Genomic DNA, 19358 nt, shown 5'->3' on the forward strand with positions numbered 1-19358 from the left:
TATGTTGTATTTCGATGTCCGCAAAGGTATAAGAATTTGCAAAAAAATCCTTCTTATTTTTAGGAACCGAAAATAGGCAACACTTATCTTTACGCCATGAACATCATAAAAGTCAAAAATTGCTCAAGCTGCGGGACAGCATTTAATTGTGGAGATACACCGGAAGGAAGCAAGTGCTGGTGCAATGATTTTCCGCCCATTTTTGTGCCTACGGATGTAATCGATTGTCTTTGTCCGGATTGTTTCAAAAACGCGTGTGCAGTTAAAATCGAAGATTATGTAGTGACCGTCTCTCCTGAATGTGCAATAGATAACAGAGCAAAAGATCTTCCGAAAACCACCAACCTGATTGAAGGAATCGATTATTATATCGAAGACGGAAATTATGTTTTTAAAGCCTGGTACCATTTGAAAAGAGGCAGTTGTTGTCAAAACAGCTGCCGTCACTGTCCTTATGGTTTTGAAAAGAAGCGGTAGAAAGATGTTGGAAAAATAGCGTACATTTACTATAAAACATAGGAAATCATGATAGCGAATTTACCCCTCTATATTTCAATTGTTTTTGCACTGACCACAGTAGCAACGTTGATACTTTTCCATCAGGTAGTTAAGAATTCAAGCAATGAAGCGGTGAGGAAGAAAGCCAATACTATTGCTTTGGGGATGGTTGCGTGGTTAATTTTACAAGGAACTTTGGCGCTTAATGGTCTTTTTAATTCCAATCCGGATGCCTTTCCTCCCAAAATCGCCTTGTTTGGGGTTTGGCCGGTATTAATCCTGATGATTTACTTGTTTGTCTCTGAAAAAGGAAGACGGTTTATTGATTCACTGCCATTACTGCAGATTACCTATTTAAACACGATAAGAATTGCAGTCGAAATTGTTTTGTACTGGTTGTTCCTGTATAAGGCCATCCCGGAATTAATGACATTCGCAGGTAGGAATTTTGATATCTTTGCGGGACTTTCAGCGCCTTTTATAGCCTATTTCGGAATACAGCGCGGAATGTTAAACAGGAAGATTATTTTAATCTGGAATTTCATCTGTCTTGGGCTTTTGGCAAATATTGTAATAAATGCGGTACTGGCAATGCCGACACCCGTGCAGCAATTCGCGTTTGACCAACCCGATGTGGCACTACTGAATTTCCCGTTTACCTGGTTGCCTGTTTTTATCGTCCAGATTGTTTTATTCGGACATTTGGTATCCGTCAGACAGCTTGTGAAAAGAAAATAGAAGCAAGAAAATAGAAGCAAGAGACAAGAAGCAAGAGACAAGAAGCAAGACGCAAGAAAATAGAGAAAAGAAAATAGAAGTTAAAAAATAGATGATTTACTTAATAACAGGAGGAGAGCGCTCCGGAAAAAGCAGTTACGCCGAAAATTTAGCAAAAGAATTGTCAGATAAACCCATGTATGTGGCCACAGCCAGAAAATGGGATGATGATTTCCAGAAACGCATCGACCGTCATCAGAAAGACCGTGACGAAAGATGGGTCAACGTTGAAAAGGAAAAGCATTTAAGTGAAATAGATTTTTCCGGAAAAGTAGCGGTGATCGACTGTGTTACCCTTTGGCTGACGAATTTCTTTGTCGATACCAAAAACGATGTGCAGGCTAGTCTTGAACAGGCCAAACAACAATTTGATGCAATAGCACAACATGATGCCACAATCATAATCATTACCAATGAAATAGGGATGGGTGTTCATGCTGAAACGCATATCGGCAGGAAATTCACCGAATTACAAGGCTGGATGAACCAATACCTGGCAAAAAATGCCGATGAGGTTGTACTGATGGTTTCAGGTATTCCCGTGAAAATAAAAGAGAAGAAATAATTTGAACCGACGGTAAATCAGCTAACTGACTGAATGCGATGAAAGATTTATACGAAATTTTACAAGCCCGAAGAGACACACGTCATTTTACAAGCGATGCCGTTCCTGATGAAGTGATTCAAAAAGCTTTGCTGGCGGGACATTGGGCTCCTTCGGTAGGGCTGACCGATGCTACAAAATACTATCTGATAAAGTCAGCCAAAATAAAAAAGGCTGTTAAAGGTCTGTTTTTGGAATATGATGAAAAGGCAGCAAATCAAACCGATAATCCCAATCAGAAGGAACAATATCAAAACCTGAAACTGGAGGCTATTGAAGAAGCGCCACTTGGATTGGTTATCTGTTATGATCGTTCGGTTTTGAATCAATTTACCATCGGCACTGTCGGAAGCAATGAAGCGATAAAGTCCAGTGCAGTTTGTGCGGCTCAGAATATCTGGCTGTCACTTACGGAACAAGGGTTTTCGATGGGCTGGGTTTCGATTCTGAATTACTATCAGTTTAAAAAACTATTGGGGCTTCCCGAACATATAGAACCGCTAGGATATTTCTGCATAGGAAAACCGGCCACGGATTACAATAATCAGCCTATGTTGCAGCAATTGCATTGGAAAAAGAAATCCGAAAAACCTTTTGTAGAAGAAATTGCGACACTTCATGAAATTGAAGAGGAACATATCTCTGTTGAAAAAGAATCGGAGAAATTAACTTCCACAGATTTACAAGCTGCACTTCAGTATAAAATCGACCATAAAACAAAACCTACCGGAGCATTAGGGATTTTGGAAGTTCTGGCAAAACAGATCGGGACGGTTTTTAATACGTTGGAGCCTAAAATCATCCAGCCAAATATTGTTGTTTTCGCCGCCGATCACGGAATTGCAAATCATGGCGTAAGTGCTTATCCGCAAGATGTTACCCGACAAATGGTGACTAATTTTATGGAAGGTGGCGCTGCGATTAATGTGTTCTGCAGACAAAATAACATCCAGTTAGCCATTGTGGATGCTGGTGTGAATTATGATTTCGCTCCGAATGCCAATTTGATTTCTGCAAAAATCGACCGAGGCACAAAATCGTTTTTACATGGTGCAGCCATGAGTAAAGAACAATTGGAAATTTGCTTTGTGAAGGGAAGTGAAATCGTTACTGCTATTGCCCAAAAAGGAAGTAATTGTATTGGTTTTGGGGAAATGGGCATCGGAAATACATCCACGGCGTCCGTTTTGATGAGTGTCATTACCGGAATTCCAATTGAAGATTGTGTCGGAAAAGGTACAGGTGTGAATGATGAGAAACTCCGATTCAAAAACGAGATTTTGCGAAAAGCAATAGCGTCTTACCAAGGTGATAGTTCCTTAGATGAGAAACTGGCTTATTTCGGAGGGTTTGAAATTCTGCAAATGGCGGGAGGAATGCTTGAAGCTTATAAAAACAATATGCTTATTCTGGTAGATGGATTTATCTGCAGCGTGGCTTTTCTGATTGCCTTTAAAAAGAATCCGCTGATTCTTAACAATGCGATTTTCAGTCATCAGTCAGCTGAACAGGCGCATATTAAATTGCTAAATTATTTAAATGTGAAGGCAATTTTACAACTCGATTTGCGATTGGGCGAAGGAACGGGTTGTGCTGTTGCTTTTCCGATCATTCAATCAGCAGTAGCTTTTCTGAATGAAATGGCAAGCTTTGAAAGTGCAGGTGTGAGTAATAAGTAATCAGTGATCAGAAAGCAGAGGGGAATATCTAAACAATAATAAAAAAATCGGGGTAATCCTTGTTGCTTGCATCCGTTCCGATAATTATCGAGACATCCGCGTCCCAAATAGAAAACCATAAAATTTGCGTCCCATTTAAAATGAAAAAAGAGTTACATATATTTTTTACCGCTTTAATGTTTTACACCAGGATTCCATGTCCGAAAAATATCGATCACGATCCTGATTATCTCAACAAGGCGTCGCGTTATTTTCCTTTGATTGGCTGGATTGTGGGTAGCGTGGCAATTAGCACGTATTTTATTTTCGATTATTTGGTTGCTCCGGAAATTGCGGTGCTGTTTTCGATTATCGCTTCGATTTTGGTTACCGGCGCTTTTCATGAAGACGGTTTTGCCGATGTTTGCGATGGTTTCGGAGGAGGCTGGACTAAGGAAAAAATCCTGTTGATCATGAAAGACAGTGCCATTGGAGCCTATGGTGCGATTGGTGTGGTTCTGCTTTTTTTGACAAAAGTGATGTCAGTACATTTACTTTTCAAAAAGGCGGAAATCGCAAATCTGAATATATATATTGTTTTTTTCTTATTGCTTATCACAGCGCATTCCATTAGTCGTTTGGCGGCTGTTTCCATAGTTTTTACACACCAATATTCGCGTGAAGATGCATCAAGCAAGAGTAAACCCATTGCGCAGAATTTCACCTGGAGAGAAGTGGTCGGAGCTTTTTTTTTCGGATTGTTGCCATTGGTCGTTTTGTCTTATTTTCAATGGCAAATGATCTTCGTATTGATTCCGGTTTTTGTCACACGGTATTTTATGGCGCGCTATTTTCAGAAATGGATTGACGGCTATACCGGCGATTGTCTGGGGGCGACGCAGCAGGTTTGTGAAGTTGTTTTTTATCTTTCGGCTATTGCGATATGGAAATTTATTTAGTCCGACATACCGAAACCGTTTGTAGAAAAGGGATTTGTTACGGTCAGTCTGATGTAGGTTTGTTGGAACCGTTTGCGGATCAGTTTGAAAGCATTAAAAAGCAATTACCATCCGAAGCGGTGTTTTTTTCCAGTCCGTTGCAGCGATGTACAATTTTAGCGGATTATTTATCGGATGGTAAATATCAAACCGATACAAGGCTGATGGAAATGAATTTCGGGAAATGGGAAATGCTGAATTGGGATGTTATTCCACAGGAGGAAATTAATCCGTGGATGAAGGATTTTGTGAACATAAAAGTGACGGAAGGAGAATCGTTTACCGAATTATATGACCGTGTTGTTGATTTTTCAGAAACACTTATTAAATCGGATTTGGCCAAGCCAATTGTTATAGTAACGCATGCCGGTGTTATACGAAGTATTCTCTGTAAACTTAATAATATACCTTTAAAAGATGCCTTTCAGATAAAAGTGGAATTTGGAGCGGTGCTTAAAATTCAGAGGTAAAAATGCTTACGGAATTTCAGGCAAAGGAGCGGAATTTTCTCTCTTTTTTAAAAAATATTTCAAAATTTTCACACAAACTTGCATTTTTGATAATTCTGCCTTTATATTTGCATCCGATTAGGGTTGCGATTTGAATATTTCAAACTGCATTAAAAGGGAATTAGGTTCGACGCCTAAGCTGTTCCCGCAACTGTAAGCTACAAAGCCTGCTGTTATCTACAAACCACTGTCCCGTTTAACACAACGGATGGGAAGGTAAACAACAGGACGCAAGCCAGGAGACCTGCCTTTTTCTTAACGAATATCGAACTTTCGGGAAAAAAGGTTCAGAGATTATGACTGGAAGAAAGCTGTTTTTATTTTTTGTTCTGATGTTGTGCCAACAGGTTTCGGCGCAAAATGACTCTATTACAAAATTGCAGGAATTGATCATTTCAGATATTTATCTGAAGAATAATCAATCCCAGTCGATTCAGGTTCTTAACGATTCGATAATCAACAAAAATCAGCCTTCACTTACCAATATTCTGAATTATAACAGCGTACTTTATTTCAAAGAATATGGTCGTGGCATGTTGTCAACGGTTTCGTTTAGAGGAACGACGGCTTCCCAAACAGCGGTGGTTTGGAATGGAATAAACATTAATTCACAACTCAACGGCAGTACCGATTTTAACACCATAAATTCAAACGATTTTAATTCCATCAGCGTAAAAGCGGGGGGAGGAAGCGTGATTTACGGAAGCGGCGCTATAGGCGGAACAGTCCATTTGAACAATGAGCTGGCTTTTAAAGAGCAGTTCAGCAATGATTTTAAAATGGCTTACGGTAGTTTCGAGACCAAAGGAATCAATTACAGAATGGTTTTTTCCAATGAGAAACTGAGTTCGCAGATCGCTCTTTCTTACAATGGTTCTGAAAATAATTATCCTTATGTTGGACTGCATAACTGGAAAGGGGAACAAAGAAAAAATGAAAACGGACAGTACGATGTTACCGGACTGAATGTTAGTTTCGGTTATAAGATCAACTCTAAAAACAGTATCAGGGTTTACAGTCAGACTTCCAATACGGATAGGCATATTTCATTGGTTTCAGAATCGGATACCAAAACCAAATATGTTAACGGTTTCGCTCGAAATCTGATCGAATACCTCGGGACGTACAACAAATGGACATCCAATGCCAAAGCGGCCTATATTTTCGAAAACTACCAATATTTCGGAAATATCAACAGTAACAATTTCACTTTCGGAAAATCAGAATGTTTCATAGGTAAATTCGATTTAGGATATCAGGTGACAAAGGGGCTGAAATTAAACGCAGTGTCGGAGTACAATCACACCAAAGGTTATGGCAGTGGTTTTGGCAACAATGTCAGACAGATCGGATCTGGTGCGTTGATGGCAAAATGGAACGTTAACCAAAAATGGCAAAACGAATTTGGCATCCGGAAGGAAATCACCGATAATTATCAGAGCCCGTTGTTGTATTCAGTCGGAACTTCCTATGTTTTTAGTGAATTTTATACGTTGAAAGCCAATGCTTCAAGAAACTTCCGAATTCCGACTTTCAATGATCTCTATTGGGAAGAAGGAGGAAATCCCAATTTAAAACCGGAAAGCGCTTATCAGGCTGAAATTGGAAACGTGTTTTCGTATAAGAGAATAAAATTGTCTCAAACGATGTACTACAATAAAATCAAAGATTTATTGCGTTGGGTACCCGGCGACGGCGGAATCTGGTCGCCACAGAATACCGACAGAGTACAAACTTATGGAACGGAAGTCTTATTGGAGTGGGCGAAGAGTTACAAGAGACATAATTTCGTTTTAAATGGTACTTATGCTTACACTATTTCCGAAAACGAAGATACCGGTAAGCAGCTATTTTTTGTGCCTTTCCATAAAGCGACGGCTTCGGTGGCTTATTCCTATAAAAAATTGGCGGCAAATTATCAGTTCTTATATAACGGCTTTGTTTATACCCGTGCTGACAATGATCCGAACGAAATCATAGATCCTTATAATGTTTCCAATATCGGAATCGATTATGATTTTGGCTTTTTTACGTCCTCGAAACTTGGTTTTCAGGTTTTCAACGTATTCAATGAAAAATATGAAAGCCTTGAAGACAGGCCTTTACCCGGAAAAAATTTTAATCTATACATAAACCTTAAATTTTAAAGATAATGAAGTTAAGTAAGTTTTTTTTAGTTGCCTTAGGAAGTATTTCGGTACTGGTGTCGTGTAATAATGATGATAGTCCTGCGGTTGAAGCAAGTACGTATGAAAATGGAGTATTTATTCTGAACGAAGGTTCATCAGGACAGGGTTCGGTTTCGTTTTTAGGAAATGATCTTGGTAAATTCACTCAGGATGTGTACGGAACGGTTAATCCGGGTGATTTATTCGGACAATACGTTCAGTCGATGTTCTTCAGCGGAGATAATGCTTATGTCATTGCAGGCGGGTCGAATAAGATTAATGTAGTAAACAGAAAAACTTTCAAACTGGTTGCTAAAATAGAAACAGGTCTTGTATCGCCAAGATATGGTGTTGTAAAAGACGGTAAAGCGTATGTTGTTAACGCAAATACCTATTCGTACATGAATCCTGAAACAGGAGATACTGATGATTATATTGCGGTTATTAATCTTGCTACAAATCAGGTGGAATCTACCATTCCTTTAAACAATACCGGAAACCGAATTTTATTGGAAAACGGTAAATTATACGTGTCAGAACCATACAGCAGTACTAAAATATTAGTTGTGAACCCTGTGACAAACTCACTTGAAACTCCGATAACTGTTGGTGCAGGTGCAGATACGATGGAAGTAAACAACGGAATTTTGTATGTGCTGAAAAGCTCTTATGGAAGTCCGAGTGAAATCGTAAAAGTGGATTTGTCTGATTCAAGCACAAGCAATGTGGTTTTTCCTGAGTCCTTAAACGATGCGAAAAACCTGGATGTTTACCAAAGTAAAATTTATTATACTGTTGGAACTTCAGTTTATGCCATGGATGTAACAGCTACTGAAGCTTCAACAACTGCCATTTTAACTTATCCGTCAACTTCTGAATACGGAAAAATGTATGGTTTTGCTGTAAACGGAGGTCATATTTTTATTGCTGACGGAGGAGATTTTACGGCGAACAGTAAAGCTTTTGTTTATTCATTAACAGGATCATTACAAAAAGAAGTGACTGTAGGTGTTGGACCGAACGGTTTCTATTTTAATAACTAAAAGAATTAAAGACACTTTTATTAGTAGTAATTAGCCTTTAAAAGTATGTTTCTTATCCCGATGTGAAAAGCATCGGGATTTTTTTTTGTTGTATCTTGTAACAAAACAATGAGTAGTTCGTCTTGATTGTATAAACCGACACCAAACTAAAGAATTTATGAATCAGCAGGAGTTTGTGAATTTGATTTCTCCTTTTAAGGACAAGTTGTTCCGGATGGCAAAAAGGCTGCTCGTGAGCACCGAAGAAGCCGAGGATGCAACGCAGGAAGTGTTGGTGAAATTATGGAAAAACAATAACGTTCTGTCGAATTATTCCAGTGTGGAAGCTTTTGCAATGACGATGACCAAAAATTACTGCCTGGATCAGTTAAAATCAAAAAGGGCATCCAATTTGCAGATCGTACACAGTAATTATTCCGATCGAACGGCAAGTGTTCAGAAGCAGATTGAAGACCGGGACAGTTGGAGTATGGTGGAACAGATAATCGAAACCTTACCCGAACAACAACGGTTGATCATTCAGATGCGGGACATAGAAGAATATGAGTTTGCAGAGATTGCAAAAATTATGGAAATGAATGAGACCGCGGTAAGGGTTGCCCTTTCAAGAGCGCGAAAAGAAATTAGAGAACAATTGGTTAAAAGACATAATTATGGAATTACATACAATTGAAAAATTAGTCGATAAATACTTTGCAGGAGAAACCAGCATTGCTGAAGAAAAACAGTTGAAAAGCTATTTTTCGTCTCCGGATGTGGCGCCTCATCTGGAGCAGTATAAAGCAGTATTTGGTTACTTCAATCAGGCAAAACAGGAGAAATTTACTAAAACGGTTCCACTACAACCCGGAAAACGAAATTATGTAGCGTGGATTTCCGTAGCGGCGAGTATCGCGGTTTTGTCGGGTACACTTTATTTTACGAACCAGCAACCGGACCCGGTCAATAATAGTGATTTGGGTACGTTCGACGATCCGGAATTGGCTTTGCAGGAAACTCAGAAAGCATTGCAGATGGTTTCGGAAAACGTAAATGAAGGTGTAAAAAGTATCGACTATGTTAATGAGTACAATCAAACGAGAAACGCAATTTTTAAATAATCAAAAAAATCAAAAAATGAAGAAGTTATTTTTAACCTTAGTAATAGCCCTTTTTTCAACAACTATATTTGCTCAGGCCGCATTTGACAAGTTCGACGGACAGGAGAATGTGACCTCAGTTATCGTAAACAAGAAGATGTTTGAGCTGATGAGCAAAGTAAAAGTAGATGCTACTGACAAAGAAGCTCAGGCGTATATGAGCCTGCTTAAAAAATTAGACAATCTGAAAGTGTTTACTACAAACAGTACGAAACCGGCTGCGGAAATGAAAGCTACGGTAAACAGCTATTTGAAATCGAATCCTTTGGATGAGTTGATGCGTGTTAATGACGGCGGAAAAACCGTTAAGATCTATGTGAAATCCGGAGCGAACAGCAATCAGGTGAAAGAGTTGCTTATGTTCATTGAAGGGGCTAATTCCAAAAATGAAACAGTGTTGCTTTCTTTGACCGGTAACTTCGATTTGGATGAAATTTCATCTTTGACAGAAAAAATGAAACTGCCGGGCGGAGAATCTTTGAATAAGGCTTCAAAAAAATAATATATGAAACGGTATTTATTCATCGGACTTATTGCTTCGTTGCTTCTTGTGAGCTGTGAACAAAAACCTTCATTACAGAAGTATTTTGTAGCCAATTCGGAAAACAAAGATTTCATTTCTTTGGATCTGGCTCCGACTTTCATCAATGTTGAAAAGGTTTCGCTTTCAGGTCAAGAAAAAGAGGCTCTGGAATCCTTTAAGAAAATCAATATCCTTGCTTTTAAATCCGATTCGTTAAACGAAAAGAAGTTTAATGAAGAACGCGAGAAGGTAAACACTATACTGAAAGACAAAAGCTATCAGCAATTGATGAAAGTGGGTTCCGGTAAAGAAGGTGGTGCTATTTACTTTGTTGGTCAGGACGAGCATATTGATGAATTCGTGTTGTATGCCAACAAAAAAGAAAATGGCTTTGCAGTAGTTCGGGTTATAGGTGATGATATGAATCCGACAGACGTCTTGAATCTTATGCGTTTGATGCAGAAAGCCAACATTGACATGGAACAGCTCAAGCCTTTGCAGTCACTGGTACAGCCTTAAAAATAAAGCCTCAAGTCTTCTTGGGGCTTTTTTATTGTTTGTATGTTGAAGTGTGAAACAGTAATCAATTTCACGACATTAAGAGCACCCACAAAATAGCAAGTAATGGTCCGAGTAACCCAAAGATTAATCCGGTTAACCTGAAATCTTTTTGTTCAAGATAACCCGTATTGAATACGATTGCATTAGAAGGGCTTGATGCCAGCAATCTCAAAGCTGAAGATGATGAAAGAGCGATAATCAAAGCTACTTCTAATTTTTGATCGGGAAGTATAGCCATGCAGATTGGGATCATTAAAGTGGTTGCTGTTGAATTGGTCATCACATTTGCTAATACCATGGCTAAAGTTCCAAAGATACAAAGCAGCAAAATGCTGTTCAATTGCAAGGTGATGAGTATTTCGGCATAATGCTTTAATATACCGGTATGATCAAGTGCAAGACCTAACGACAAACCTCCGGCAACCAATAAGAGTGTATCCCAGCCTAAGGTTTGAATGTCTTTTCCGATAAGCACACCGGTTAAAGTAAGTACTACAAGAGGGACCGCACACGCCGATGATGCTTTTATTCCATGCAAAGAACTGGTGACCCATAGACCAATGGTGACGATTATTACACCGATAACTATATTCCGTTGCAATGCTGCTTCCTTTGAAACATCTGCTTCCATGTCATCAAGAAAAGCAGTAGAAATAGGGGTAGGATCTTTTATATGGGCCTTAATCAAAGCGAAACAACAAACCGCATTCACAATTATCGCGAGCGGTACCCCATAAATCATCCAGTCGATGAACTCAATAGTAATTCCTGCATTATGCAATGCACCAGCAGCAATTGCATTTGCAGGCGTACCGACGATAGTGGCCATACCTCCTGTAGTTGCAGCAACGGGAATACCTAATAACAATGCTTTGGCTACTCCGGAATTTTTATCGAGCGTTTTAAGTAATGGCATTATTGCCGCTAACACCATTGTGGTAGTAGCGGTATTAGACAAAAGCGTGGAAGCCAGCATTGTTGCGGTCATTATCCCAATCAATAAATGCCGTGGGTTTGTTCCCGCAACTTTAAGTGTGAACCTGAAAAGCGCTTCGTCTAGTTTTGTCTTGGTCATGGCTTTTGCAAGAAAAAAACCGCCAAGTAAGAGCCAGATTATACTGTCGGAAAATGTCTGTACATAATGCTCAATATTTTCGGGCGCTGAATTAAAATGTTTATTACCAAGAGCAAATACCAGATAAGAAATTATAAAAAGACTTACCGCAAATGCGGGTATGGCTTCAGTAATCCACAAGCCAATGGCAAAGAACAACAGGAAGATTACATATACCTGTGAGTCGGTAAAATTTGGTTCTTTCAATAGGAGCGTTAACCCTAAAGCTATAGCAAAGGATATCAGAAAATGGTAAAGTGATTTATGTTTATTTCCATCGGTACCTTTTTCTTCCATATTTTTAAGATTTATTCCAATAGTGATTGCAGTTTAGTGATAATCAATACGTTATGGTTATTCAAATATACTGAATAATTTTCTTATACTTTTGCTGTATTTGTGTTTTATCAGGTTCCTTTTGACTGTTTTTTAAATGATAGTTAACTTGATTGAAGTGTTTTTTGAATATGCTAAGTTAGCGTGGGGATTTACTTCAGAAAGGAGTGATTTTCGACTATGAAGCTTATTTAATTTCGTAAGATTTGCTTTTAGGTATAGCATATGTTTTCCTTACATAAATCGCATAGATGAGTAAATAGAAAATCGCAAACCTATATTTATAAAGGAATTTCGATTCTTTGAATGTGACCACAATGAGGTTGACTTCGTCCTTCCCAAAAAGATCCGCTTTGAAAATACAAAATTGAACCCAATTGTCTAAAGCGAGCTTTGCCAATTGAATTCCACTTTGTATTTATTCGTGACCACGATGGGATTGACTTGGTCCTTCCCAAAAAGCTCCGCTTTGAAAATAAAAAATGGAACCCAATTGTCTAAAGCGAGCTTTGCCAATTGAATTCCACTTTGTATTTATTCGTGACCACGATGGGATTCGAACCCATACGCCTTGCAGCACCACCCCCTCAAGATGGCGAGTCTACCAATTTCTCCACGTGGCCGTAAATAAAAAAAGTCAAACACTATTGTTTGACTTCTTGTTGTGACCCGGCTGGGATTCGAACCCAGGACCCCATCATTAAAAGTGATGTGCTCTACCAGCTGAGCTACCGAGTCTTGCTTTCAGGAAATAATTAAAGGTCATTTTTGTGACCCGGCTGGGATTCGAACCCAGGACCCCATCATTAAAAGTGATGTGCTCTACCAGCTGAGCTACCGAGTCGTAATTGCTTCCTGATTGCGGGTGCAAATATAGTGCGTATTATTTATTTTCCAAGGGAAATTTATTATAAATTTGACTTTTTTTTAAAGTTTATTCTTAAGGGCTTAGTTTATAAGAGGTTATTGATATGAAAAAAATTATGTTGGTTGGATACATGGGAAGCGGAAAATCGACTATTGGTAAAATATTGTCGGAAAAAACCGAAATTCCTTTTTTTGATCTCGATGAGATAATCGAAAAAAATACTAAAAAGACCATTTCAGAGTTGTTTTTGGAAATAGGAGAGATCCGTTTCAGGAAATTAGAGCACGATGAATTGAATAATTTTACCGCTTCTCACGAACATTATATTTTAAGTCTGGGAGGCGGAACTCCTTGTTATGCAAATAACCATTTGCAACTGCAAAAAGAAGGGGTTGAGTCTGTTTATTTGAAAGGATCAATTAAAGAGCTCGTAGATCGATTGGCGCCGCAAAAGAAGCATCGCCCCTTGATCGCACATCAAAGCGATGAGGAATTGCACGAGTTTATTGCCAAGCATTTATTTGACAGAAGTTACTTCTACCTTAAATCAAAGCATGTTGTTTCGGTTGATGATAAAAATCCGGAAACAGTGGCCGAGGAAATTATCAGACGATTAGCTTAAATAAGCGTATTCGTCGTTTTCCTCAAAAACAACCTGTATGTGTTCCTGTAATGATGTCGAAAGTGAAATGCCTTTAAAATCGGCTTTTACGGGGTATTTTTTGTGATTACGGTCTACTAATACGGCAGTCTTGAATTTTTTTAATGGAACATCAAGAAAATGTTTTACACCATAGATCAACGTTGTGCCCGAATTTAAAACATCGTCAATCAAAACCAATCCTTTGTTTTGATACTCGGCTACTTCCAAAGAAGTGGTGATTTCATCCTGTGGATTGTTTTTATTGATCCTTACTTCACATAAGATGACTTTCAAATCGGATATCAAAGCGAGTTCGCGGGCAATTTTCTGAGCAAAAATGTAACCACTGTTTGTAATTCCTGCAAGTACAACCTCATTTTCATCTACAAAAGTTTCATAGATCTGATAGGCAATTCGTTTGGTTTTATGCTGGATTTCGCTTTGGTTTAATATGATGTTTTTCATGTGTTGTGATGTTTGCAGGTCGGCAGATCCTATTGTAATAAAAACCAAAAATAGCTATTTTTTATCAAACCTAAATTTTAAATGCTTCCCGATTCGCTTTTGGAATGGTCAATATTTTATTTTGGAGTTACGATAAAAAACAGTTCTCGTTCTTCTCTTGGTTTTATGGAGTTGTAGGCTGGTTCCAGCGTTTGGATGCGGAAACTCTCAGAGAACAACCTCTTATATTCTTCTTTGCTTCCTCCGAAAGGCGGTCCGTCTTCTGTTAAAGGGAAATCAAATAATAATCCAAAAAGTTTTCCTTTTTCCGAAAGCAAAGAATGCATTTTTGTCACATACTCTTTACGGAGTTCCGGAGCTAAGGCACAGAAGAAAGTCTGCTCGAGTATTAAATCGAATTTTCCTTCGAGTTCAAAAAAATCGCTTTGAATCAATTGTTCTTCCGGAAAATCCGGAATTCTTTTTTTGATGTTTTGAAGTGGTGTTTTTGCAAAATCAACTACAAAAATATTTTTAAAACCTTTAGAAAGGAAATAATCCAACTCATAAGCATTGCCGGCTCCCGGAATCAGAATTTTAATGTTTTTATCGGTAAGTTGGTCGATATAATTCTTTAGCGGCGTAGTTATAATTCCGACATCCCAGCCTGTTTGATTGGTTTGGTAACGGTTTTCCCAGTAATCGCTATTCAATCGGTTCTTCATAATCGCTTGGTTCTATGGTGTAGTCATCGATGTCTCTACGGTCTTTTTTGGTTGGTCTTCCCTGGCCTTTTGTTCGGTAGTGCTCTTTGGATAATTTAAGCATTTCAAGATGTTCGAAAGCTTCCGACGGTGTTTCGTCTTTTCGGTAAATGTCAACCAATTTTGGTCCGACCCGGTTTTGCGGAACATCCAAAACGGTTAGAATATAGTTAATCTGGTCTTTTCTCAGCGTAATTTTATCGGAAGGGAAAACCTCTTTTGAAGGCTTTGCTTCCTGTCCGTTCACGGTAATATGTCCTTTCTTGCAGGCTTCTGCGGCGATGCTTCGCGTTTTGTAATAACGAACGCACCACAGGTATTTGTCGATTCTCATTGGAATTCGTTAAAATCAGTGTTAATAGTAGTACAAAAATAAAGTAAAATTGTATCTTGCGCCATTAAAATTTGTTAATGATGAATAAGATTTTATTTGGTTTGGGAATGGCTTTGTCCTTGTTGGGAACAAGTTGTGGACCAGATGATACGCCTCAGGCGCAGCCGGCAAGACCACATGCAGATGTTTATCCTGAGGATTTGGCTAAAATCGAAGAATACCTGAAAACGCATTATCTGATTGCTAATGATTTCAATGGCAGTGGCGATATTGAAGTTGGAGACGTTGAGGTAGGCGGAGTAATAATGAAAGAAATCGAGATTTTACCTCTTGATGAGACGCATACGGTTTCCGTTTGGGATCAGCAGGATTATCCTTTACAGAGTAAGATCGTTAAGCTTTATGGTGTTGATTTTAAATTGTATTATTTGAAATTCGACGGTAAAGGCGATACTGATGCAGATGGTGATAAGCCATGTGGGGTTGATAACGTTTTTGTGTCTTACAGAGGTTTACTTTTGGATGGCACGCAGTTTGATTTTGCACCAAATCCTACTGTGCTTAACTTAGTAGATGTAATTAAAGGATGGGTGTATATGATGCCGGAATTCCGCGATGGGTATTTTGATCCACAGAATGAAGATGGTACTTTGAATCCAAGAAATTTTGGTTCAGGTGTAATGTTCCTGCCTTCGGGACTTGGATATTATAACAGTGGTTTTGGAAACATTCCAAGTTATTCGCCGCTTGTTTTTACATTTAACTTATGTGATGTTATCTATACGGATATTGATAACGATAAAATTGAGTCGAGATATGAGTACGTACTTAAACCAAATGGTTATTTAGTTGATTCCGATTCCGATAACATTCCGGATGTATTCGATGCAGATGATGATAATGACGGTTATTTGACAAAGAATGAGATTAAGTACAACTATATAGATGGTAGTGGGGAAACTCAGACGACGTATTATCCTTATAATGGTGCAGCGGCGGATGATCCGGCAACTATTGGTATTGATGAAAGTAAAGGTATACCAACATGCGGTGATACGGATTTTACGACTCCAACAAGAAAAAGAAAACATGTTGATTCAAGTTGTCATTAAGAAACAACTTTGATTTGTTATTATATAAAAAAATCCCGCTCATTGAGCGGGATTTTTTTATATGTAATAGAGAACGATTATTTTCTCTTCATTACTCTTTCAACAGCTTCTACAATCGCCTGATTGTTTAGTTTGTATTTTTCCATTAACTGCTCCGGTGTTCCTGATTCTCCAAAACTATCCTGAACGGCTACGAATTCCTGAGGCTTCGGATTGTTTAGCGCTAATGTTCTGGCAACGCTTTCTCCTAAACCGCCAAGGATGTTGTGCTCTTCAGCAGTAACCACACAACCTGTTTTAGCAACCGATTTTAAAATTGCTTCCTCATCCAAAGGTTTAATAGTGTGAATGTTGATGACTTCGGCCGAAATACCTTTTGCTTCCAAAGTTTCAGCAGCGATTAACGCTTCCCAAACTAAGTGTCCTGTTGCGATGATAGTTACATCGGTTCCTTCGTTAAGCATGATCACTTTTCCTATAACAAAAGGTTCGTCAGCAGGCATGAAATTAGGAACTACCGGACGTCCGAAACGCAAATAAGCAGGACCATGGTGGTCTGCTAATGCCAAAGTTGCCGCTTTTGTCTGATTGTAATCACAAGTATTGATAACCGTCATTCCCGGTAACATTTTCATCAATCCGATATCTTCAAGAATTTGGTGAGTAGCACCGTCTTCTCCTAAAGTCAATCCTGCATGTGAAGCACAGATTTTTACGTTTTTATCTGAGTAAGCTACAGACTGACGAATCTGGTCGTAAACTCTTCCGGTAGAAAAGTTGGCAAAAGTTCCTGTGAATGGAATTTTACCTCCGATAGTCAAGCCGGCAGCAATTCCGATCATGTTGGCTTCAGCGATTCCGATCTGGAAAAAACGCTCCGGGTGGTTCTTTTTGAATTCGTCAAATTTTAATGAACCGATCAGGTCAGCACAAAGTGCAACCACGTTTTCGTTTTTCTGGCCTAATTCGGTCATTCCCGCTCCAAATCCTGAACGAGTATCTTTACTTCCTGTATTGGTATATTTTTTCATTGTTTTCTTTTAAGGTTCTGGGCCATTAAGGCGCAAAGGCTCTAAGGTTTTTAATCAGTATTAAAATTAACTGAACAGACTATTAATAGTCAATCTCGTCTTCAGAATAGTTTTGTGCTAAAGCGCTTGCTAATTGTTCATCATTAGGCGCTTTACCATGCCAAGCGTGTGTATGCATCATGAAGTCTACTCCGTGACCCATTTCAGTATGCAATAAGATGCAAACCGGTTTTCCTTTTCCTGAAAGTGATTTCGCGTGGTTTAATCCTGCGATGATATCTTCGATTTTGTTTCCGTCTTTGATTTCAACAACATCCCAGTCAAAAGCTTCGAATTTAGCTTTTACACTTCCCATGTTTAAGACTTCATCCGTAGATCCGTCAATTTGCTTTCCGTTTAAATCGATAGTAGCAATAAGATTGTCTACTTTTTTAGCAGAAGCATACATGATAGCTTCCCAGTTCTGACCTTCCTGAAGTTCACCGTCTCCCAATAAAGCATAAACAGTGTGGTTGTCATTGTTAAGTTTTTTGGCTTGCGCAGCTCCAACAGCCACTGATAAACCCTGACCTAATGAACCTGATGCCATTCTCACGCCCGGTAAACCTTCATGTGTGGTTGGGTGGCCTTGTAATCTTGAATTTAATTTTCTGAAAGTAGCCAATTCCGAAACAGGGAAATATCCGCTTCTCGCCAGAACGCTGTAGAAAACCGGAGAGATATGTCCGTTCGATAAGAAGAAAATGTCTTCTCCGATACCGTCCATGTCAAAACCAGGTTTGCGTTCCATTATATTTTGGTATAAAACCACCAAAAATTCAGTACATCCCAAAGAACCTCCCGGGTGACCTGAATTTACAGCGTGTACCATACGAAGAATGTCTCTTCTTACCTGAATCGTTAAATTGCTTAATTGTTGTGTGTTACGCTTCATTTTTTGTGTAAAAGTTAAACTGATGCAAAGATAATCAGATAATTGGATTTTTAAGAAGATTCGGCAGTGCGATTTTCCAGAAAAATTCACAGATGTTAATTAAATTCATAATTCATAATTCATAACTGACAATTCTTTTATCTTTGCCGATTGTAAAATATACATATGAAGTTTGATTTACTAAAGAAAGATCCGCAAACAAAGGCAAGAGCAGGGTCCATTACTACGGATCACGGCGTAATTGAAACGCCTATTTTTATGCCTGTGGGTACAGTTGCAACCGTAAAAGGAGTGCATCAGAGAGAGTTGAAAGACGATATCAATCCGGATATTATCTTAGGGAATACCTATCATTTATACCTTCGTCCGCAAACCGAAATCCTTGAAAAAGCTGGTGGGTTGCATAAATTCATGAACTGGGATCGAAACATCCTTACGGATTCGGGAGGTTATCAGGTGTATTCACTTTCTTCCAATAGAAAAATCAAAGAAGAAGGGGTGAAATTCAAATCGCATATCGACGGTTCGTATCACTTTTTTACGCCGGAAAATGTAATGGAAATCCAACGTACAATCGGCGCGGATATCATTATGGCATTTGACGAATGTACGCCTTATCCGTGTGATTACCGTTATGCGCAGAAATCAATGAAGATGACCCACCGTTGGTTGGATCGTTGTATCAAACATTTAGAGAACTTACCTTTTAAATACGGTTACGAACAGACGTTTTTCCCAATCGTTCAGGGAAGTACTTATAAAGATTTGCGTGCACAGTCTGCAGAATACATTGCAAATGCAGGCGCACAAGGAAATGCAATTGGCGGACTTTCAGTTGGTGAGCCGGCTGAAGAAATGTACGCAATGACAGAAGTCGTTACGGCAATTCTTCCGGAAGACAAACCTCGTTATTTAATGGGAGTGGGAACACCGATAAATATCCTTGAAAATATTGCGCTTGGAATCGATATGTTCGACTGTGTTATGCCTACTCGTAATGCAAGAAACGGAATGCTGTTCACGGCCAACGGAACCATCAATATCAAAAACAAAAAATGGGAAGCCGACTTTTCACCAATTGATGAAATGGGGCACACTTTCGTGGATACGGAATATTCCAAAGCGTATTTACGACACTTATTTTCCGTTAATGAATATCTTGGAAAACAAATCGCCACAATCCACAACTTAGGTTTCTACATGTGGTTGGTTCGCGAGGCCAGGGTGCATATCTTAGCCGGTGATTTCCGTGAGTGGAAAGAGATGATGGTAAAAAATATGAGTCAGCGACTGTAATCAA

At 38.9% G+C, this 19358-nt stretch carries 21 protein-coding genes, 3 tRNA genes and 1 riboswitch; of the genes, 15 read left to right on the forward strand and 9 right to left on the reverse strand.

The genetic code is table 11. The features are described from left to right. Positions 1-96 precede the first annotated feature (96 nt). The 12 genes from AC3E9U_RS06485 (at position 97) to AC3E9U_RS06540 (ending at position 10436) form a co-directional block, all read left to right on the forward strand. Positions 97-477: a C1orf53 family protein gene (locus AC3E9U_RS06485; RefSeq protein WP_488746086.1), complete on the forward strand. Its 381-nt coding sequence runs from the start codon at positions 97-99 to the stop codon at positions 475-477. Positions 478-525: 48 nt separating this feature from the next. Beyond that, entirely contained in the window at positions 526-1236 is a 711-nt protein-coding gene (locus AC3E9U_RS06490) for a hypothetical protein (protein WP_488746087.1), read from the forward strand. Positions 1237-1327: 91 nt separating this feature from the next. Next, positions 1328-1840 carry a bifunctional adenosylcobinamide kinase/adenosylcobinamide-phosphate guanylyltransferase gene (gene cobU, locus AC3E9U_RS06495; RefSeq protein ID WP_488746088.1) on the forward strand — a complete coding sequence of 171 codons (513 nt, stop codon included), beginning with the start codon at positions 1328-1330 and terminating at the stop codon, positions 1838-1840. Positions 1841-1878: 38 nt separating this feature from the next. Next, positions 1879-3558, forward strand: coding sequence for a nicotinate-nucleotide--dimethylbenzimidazole phosphoribosyltransferase (cobT, locus tag AC3E9U_RS06500; protein WP_488746089.1), 1680 nt, complete (start codon positions 1879-1881; stop codon positions 3556-3558). Between the two features lie 140 nt (positions 3559-3698). After that, positions 3699-4496: an adenosylcobinamide-GDP ribazoletransferase gene (locus AC3E9U_RS06505; protein ID WP_488746090.1), complete on the forward strand. Its 798-nt coding sequence runs from the start codon at positions 3699-3701 to the stop codon at positions 4494-4496. Next, positions 4481-5005 (forward strand): alpha-ribazole phosphatase, encoded by a 525-nt coding sequence (gene cobC, locus AC3E9U_RS06510; protein WP_488746091.1) that lies wholly within the window; start codon positions 4481-4483, stop codon positions 5003-5005. Before AC3E9U_RS06505 ends, cobC begins: the two co-directional genes overlap by 16 nt. A 103-nt stretch (positions 5006-5108) precedes the next feature. Further along, positions 5109-5310, forward strand: a riboswitch (cobalamin riboswitch). A gap of 30 nt (positions 5311-5340) precedes the next feature. Then, on the forward strand, positions 5341-7191 hold the full coding sequence (locus tag AC3E9U_RS06515; protein ID WP_488746092.1) for a TonB-dependent receptor plug domain-containing protein: 1851 nt from the start codon (positions 5341-5343) through the stop codon (positions 7189-7191). Between the two features lie 5 nt (positions 7192-7196). Then, positions 7197-8255 carry a YncE family protein gene (locus AC3E9U_RS06520; protein ID WP_488746093.1) on the forward strand — a complete coding sequence of 353 codons (1059 nt, stop codon included), beginning with the start codon at positions 7197-7199 and terminating at the stop codon, positions 8253-8255. A gap of 157 nt (positions 8256-8412) precedes the next feature. After that, positions 8413-8928, forward strand: coding sequence for an RNA polymerase sigma factor (locus tag AC3E9U_RS06525; RefSeq protein ID WP_488746094.1), 516 nt, complete (start codon positions 8413-8415; stop codon positions 8926-8928). Further along, positions 8909-9355: a hypothetical protein gene (locus tag AC3E9U_RS06530; RefSeq protein ID WP_488746095.1), complete on the forward strand. Its 447-nt coding sequence runs from the start codon at positions 8909-8911 to the stop codon at positions 9353-9355. The genes AC3E9U_RS06525 and AC3E9U_RS06530 overlap by 20 nt, the downstream gene beginning before the upstream one ends. Positions 9356-9371: 16 nt before the next feature. Next, positions 9372-9896, forward strand: coding sequence for a DUF4252 domain-containing protein (locus tag AC3E9U_RS06535; RefSeq protein WP_488746096.1), 525 nt, complete (start codon positions 9372-9374; stop codon positions 9894-9896). Between the two features lie 3 nt (positions 9897-9899). Next, positions 9900-10436 carry a DUF4252 domain-containing protein gene (locus AC3E9U_RS06540; protein WP_488746097.1) on the forward strand — a complete coding sequence of 179 codons (537 nt, stop codon included), beginning with the start codon at positions 9900-9902 and terminating at the stop codon, positions 10434-10436. 70 nt (positions 10437-10506) lie between these two features. Here AC3E9U_RS06540 and AC3E9U_RS06545 read toward each other — a convergent pair whose 3' ends face one another. From AC3E9U_RS06545 to AC3E9U_RS06560, 4 genes are all read right to left on the reverse strand, one after another. Beyond that, positions 10507-11889, reverse strand: coding sequence for an SLC13 family permease (locus AC3E9U_RS06545; protein ID WP_488746098.1), 1383 nt, complete (start codon positions 11887-11889; stop codon positions 10507-10509). Between the two features lie 580 nt (positions 11890-12469). Continuing rightward, a tRNA-Leu gene (locus AC3E9U_RS06550) sits at positions 12470-12551 on the reverse strand. Between the two features lie 42 nt (positions 12552-12593). Next, a tRNA-Lys gene (locus AC3E9U_RS06555) sits at positions 12594-12666 on the reverse strand. A gap of 33 nt (positions 12667-12699) precedes the next feature. After that, a tRNA-Lys gene (locus AC3E9U_RS06560) sits at positions 12700-12772 on the reverse strand. A gap of 127 nt (positions 12773-12899) precedes the next feature. Between AC3E9U_RS06560 and AC3E9U_RS06565 the strand changes: the two genes are divergently transcribed. Further along, a complete protein-coding gene (locus AC3E9U_RS06565; protein ID WP_488746099.1) occupies positions 12900-13418 on the forward strand; it encodes a shikimate kinase in 519 nt (172 codons plus the stop codon). Here AC3E9U_RS06565 and AC3E9U_RS06570 read toward each other — a convergent pair. The 3 genes from AC3E9U_RS06570 to AC3E9U_RS06580 all read right to left on the reverse strand — a co-directional run bounded on the left by AC3E9U_RS06570 (position 13410) and on the right by AC3E9U_RS06580 (position 14981). Beyond that, positions 13410-13904, reverse strand: a complete 495-nt coding sequence (locus tag AC3E9U_RS06570; protein ID WP_488746100.1) for a phosphoribosyltransferase family protein — start codon at positions 13902-13904, stop codon at positions 13410-13412. The genes AC3E9U_RS06565 and AC3E9U_RS06570 overlap by 9 nt on opposite strands. Before the next feature lie 116 nt (positions 13905-14020). Then, positions 14021-14608 carry a methyltransferase domain-containing protein gene (locus AC3E9U_RS06575; RefSeq protein ID WP_488746101.1) on the reverse strand — a complete coding sequence of 196 codons (588 nt, stop codon included), beginning with the start codon at positions 14606-14608 and terminating at the stop codon, positions 14021-14023. After that, positions 14589-14981 (reverse strand): RNA-binding S4 domain-containing protein, encoded by a 393-nt coding sequence (locus AC3E9U_RS06580; protein WP_488746102.1) that lies wholly within the window; start codon positions 14979-14981, stop codon positions 14589-14591. The genes AC3E9U_RS06575 and AC3E9U_RS06580 overlap by 20 nt, the downstream gene beginning before the upstream one ends. A gap of 77 nt (positions 14982-15058) precedes the next feature. Here AC3E9U_RS06580 and AC3E9U_RS06585 point away from each other — a divergent pair, with 77 nt between their 5' ends. Continuing rightward, a complete protein-coding gene (locus AC3E9U_RS06585; RefSeq protein WP_488746103.1) occupies positions 15059-16093 on the forward strand; it encodes an FKBP-type peptidyl-prolyl cis-trans isomerase in 1035 nt (344 codons plus the stop codon). Positions 16094-16170: 77 nt separating this feature from the next. On the opposite strand, the gene AC3E9U_RS06590 is transcribed toward AC3E9U_RS06585, so the two are convergent. Continuing rightward, positions 16171-17124 carry a transketolase family protein gene (locus tag AC3E9U_RS06590; RefSeq protein ID WP_488746104.1) on the reverse strand — a complete coding sequence of 318 codons (954 nt, stop codon included), beginning with the start codon at positions 17122-17124 and terminating at the stop codon, positions 16171-16173. A gap of 82 nt (positions 17125-17206) precedes the next feature. Then, the gene (locus AC3E9U_RS06595; RefSeq protein ID WP_488746105.1) at positions 17207-18058 is read right to left on the reverse strand and encodes a transketolase; all 852 of its coding nucleotides are present in this window, start codon (positions 18056-18058) and stop codon (positions 17207-17209) included. Between the two features lie 165 nt (positions 18059-18223). Between AC3E9U_RS06595 and tgt the strand changes: the two genes are divergently transcribed. Continuing rightward, the gene (tgt, locus tag AC3E9U_RS06600; protein ID WP_325203019.1) at positions 18224-19354 is read left to right on the forward strand and encodes a tRNA guanosine(34) transglycosylase Tgt; all 1131 of its coding nucleotides are present in this window, start codon (positions 18224-18226) and stop codon (positions 19352-19354) included. Positions 19355-19358: the final 4 nt, after the last annotated feature.

This window comes from Flavobacterium sp. 21.1 (assembly GCF_057801535.1).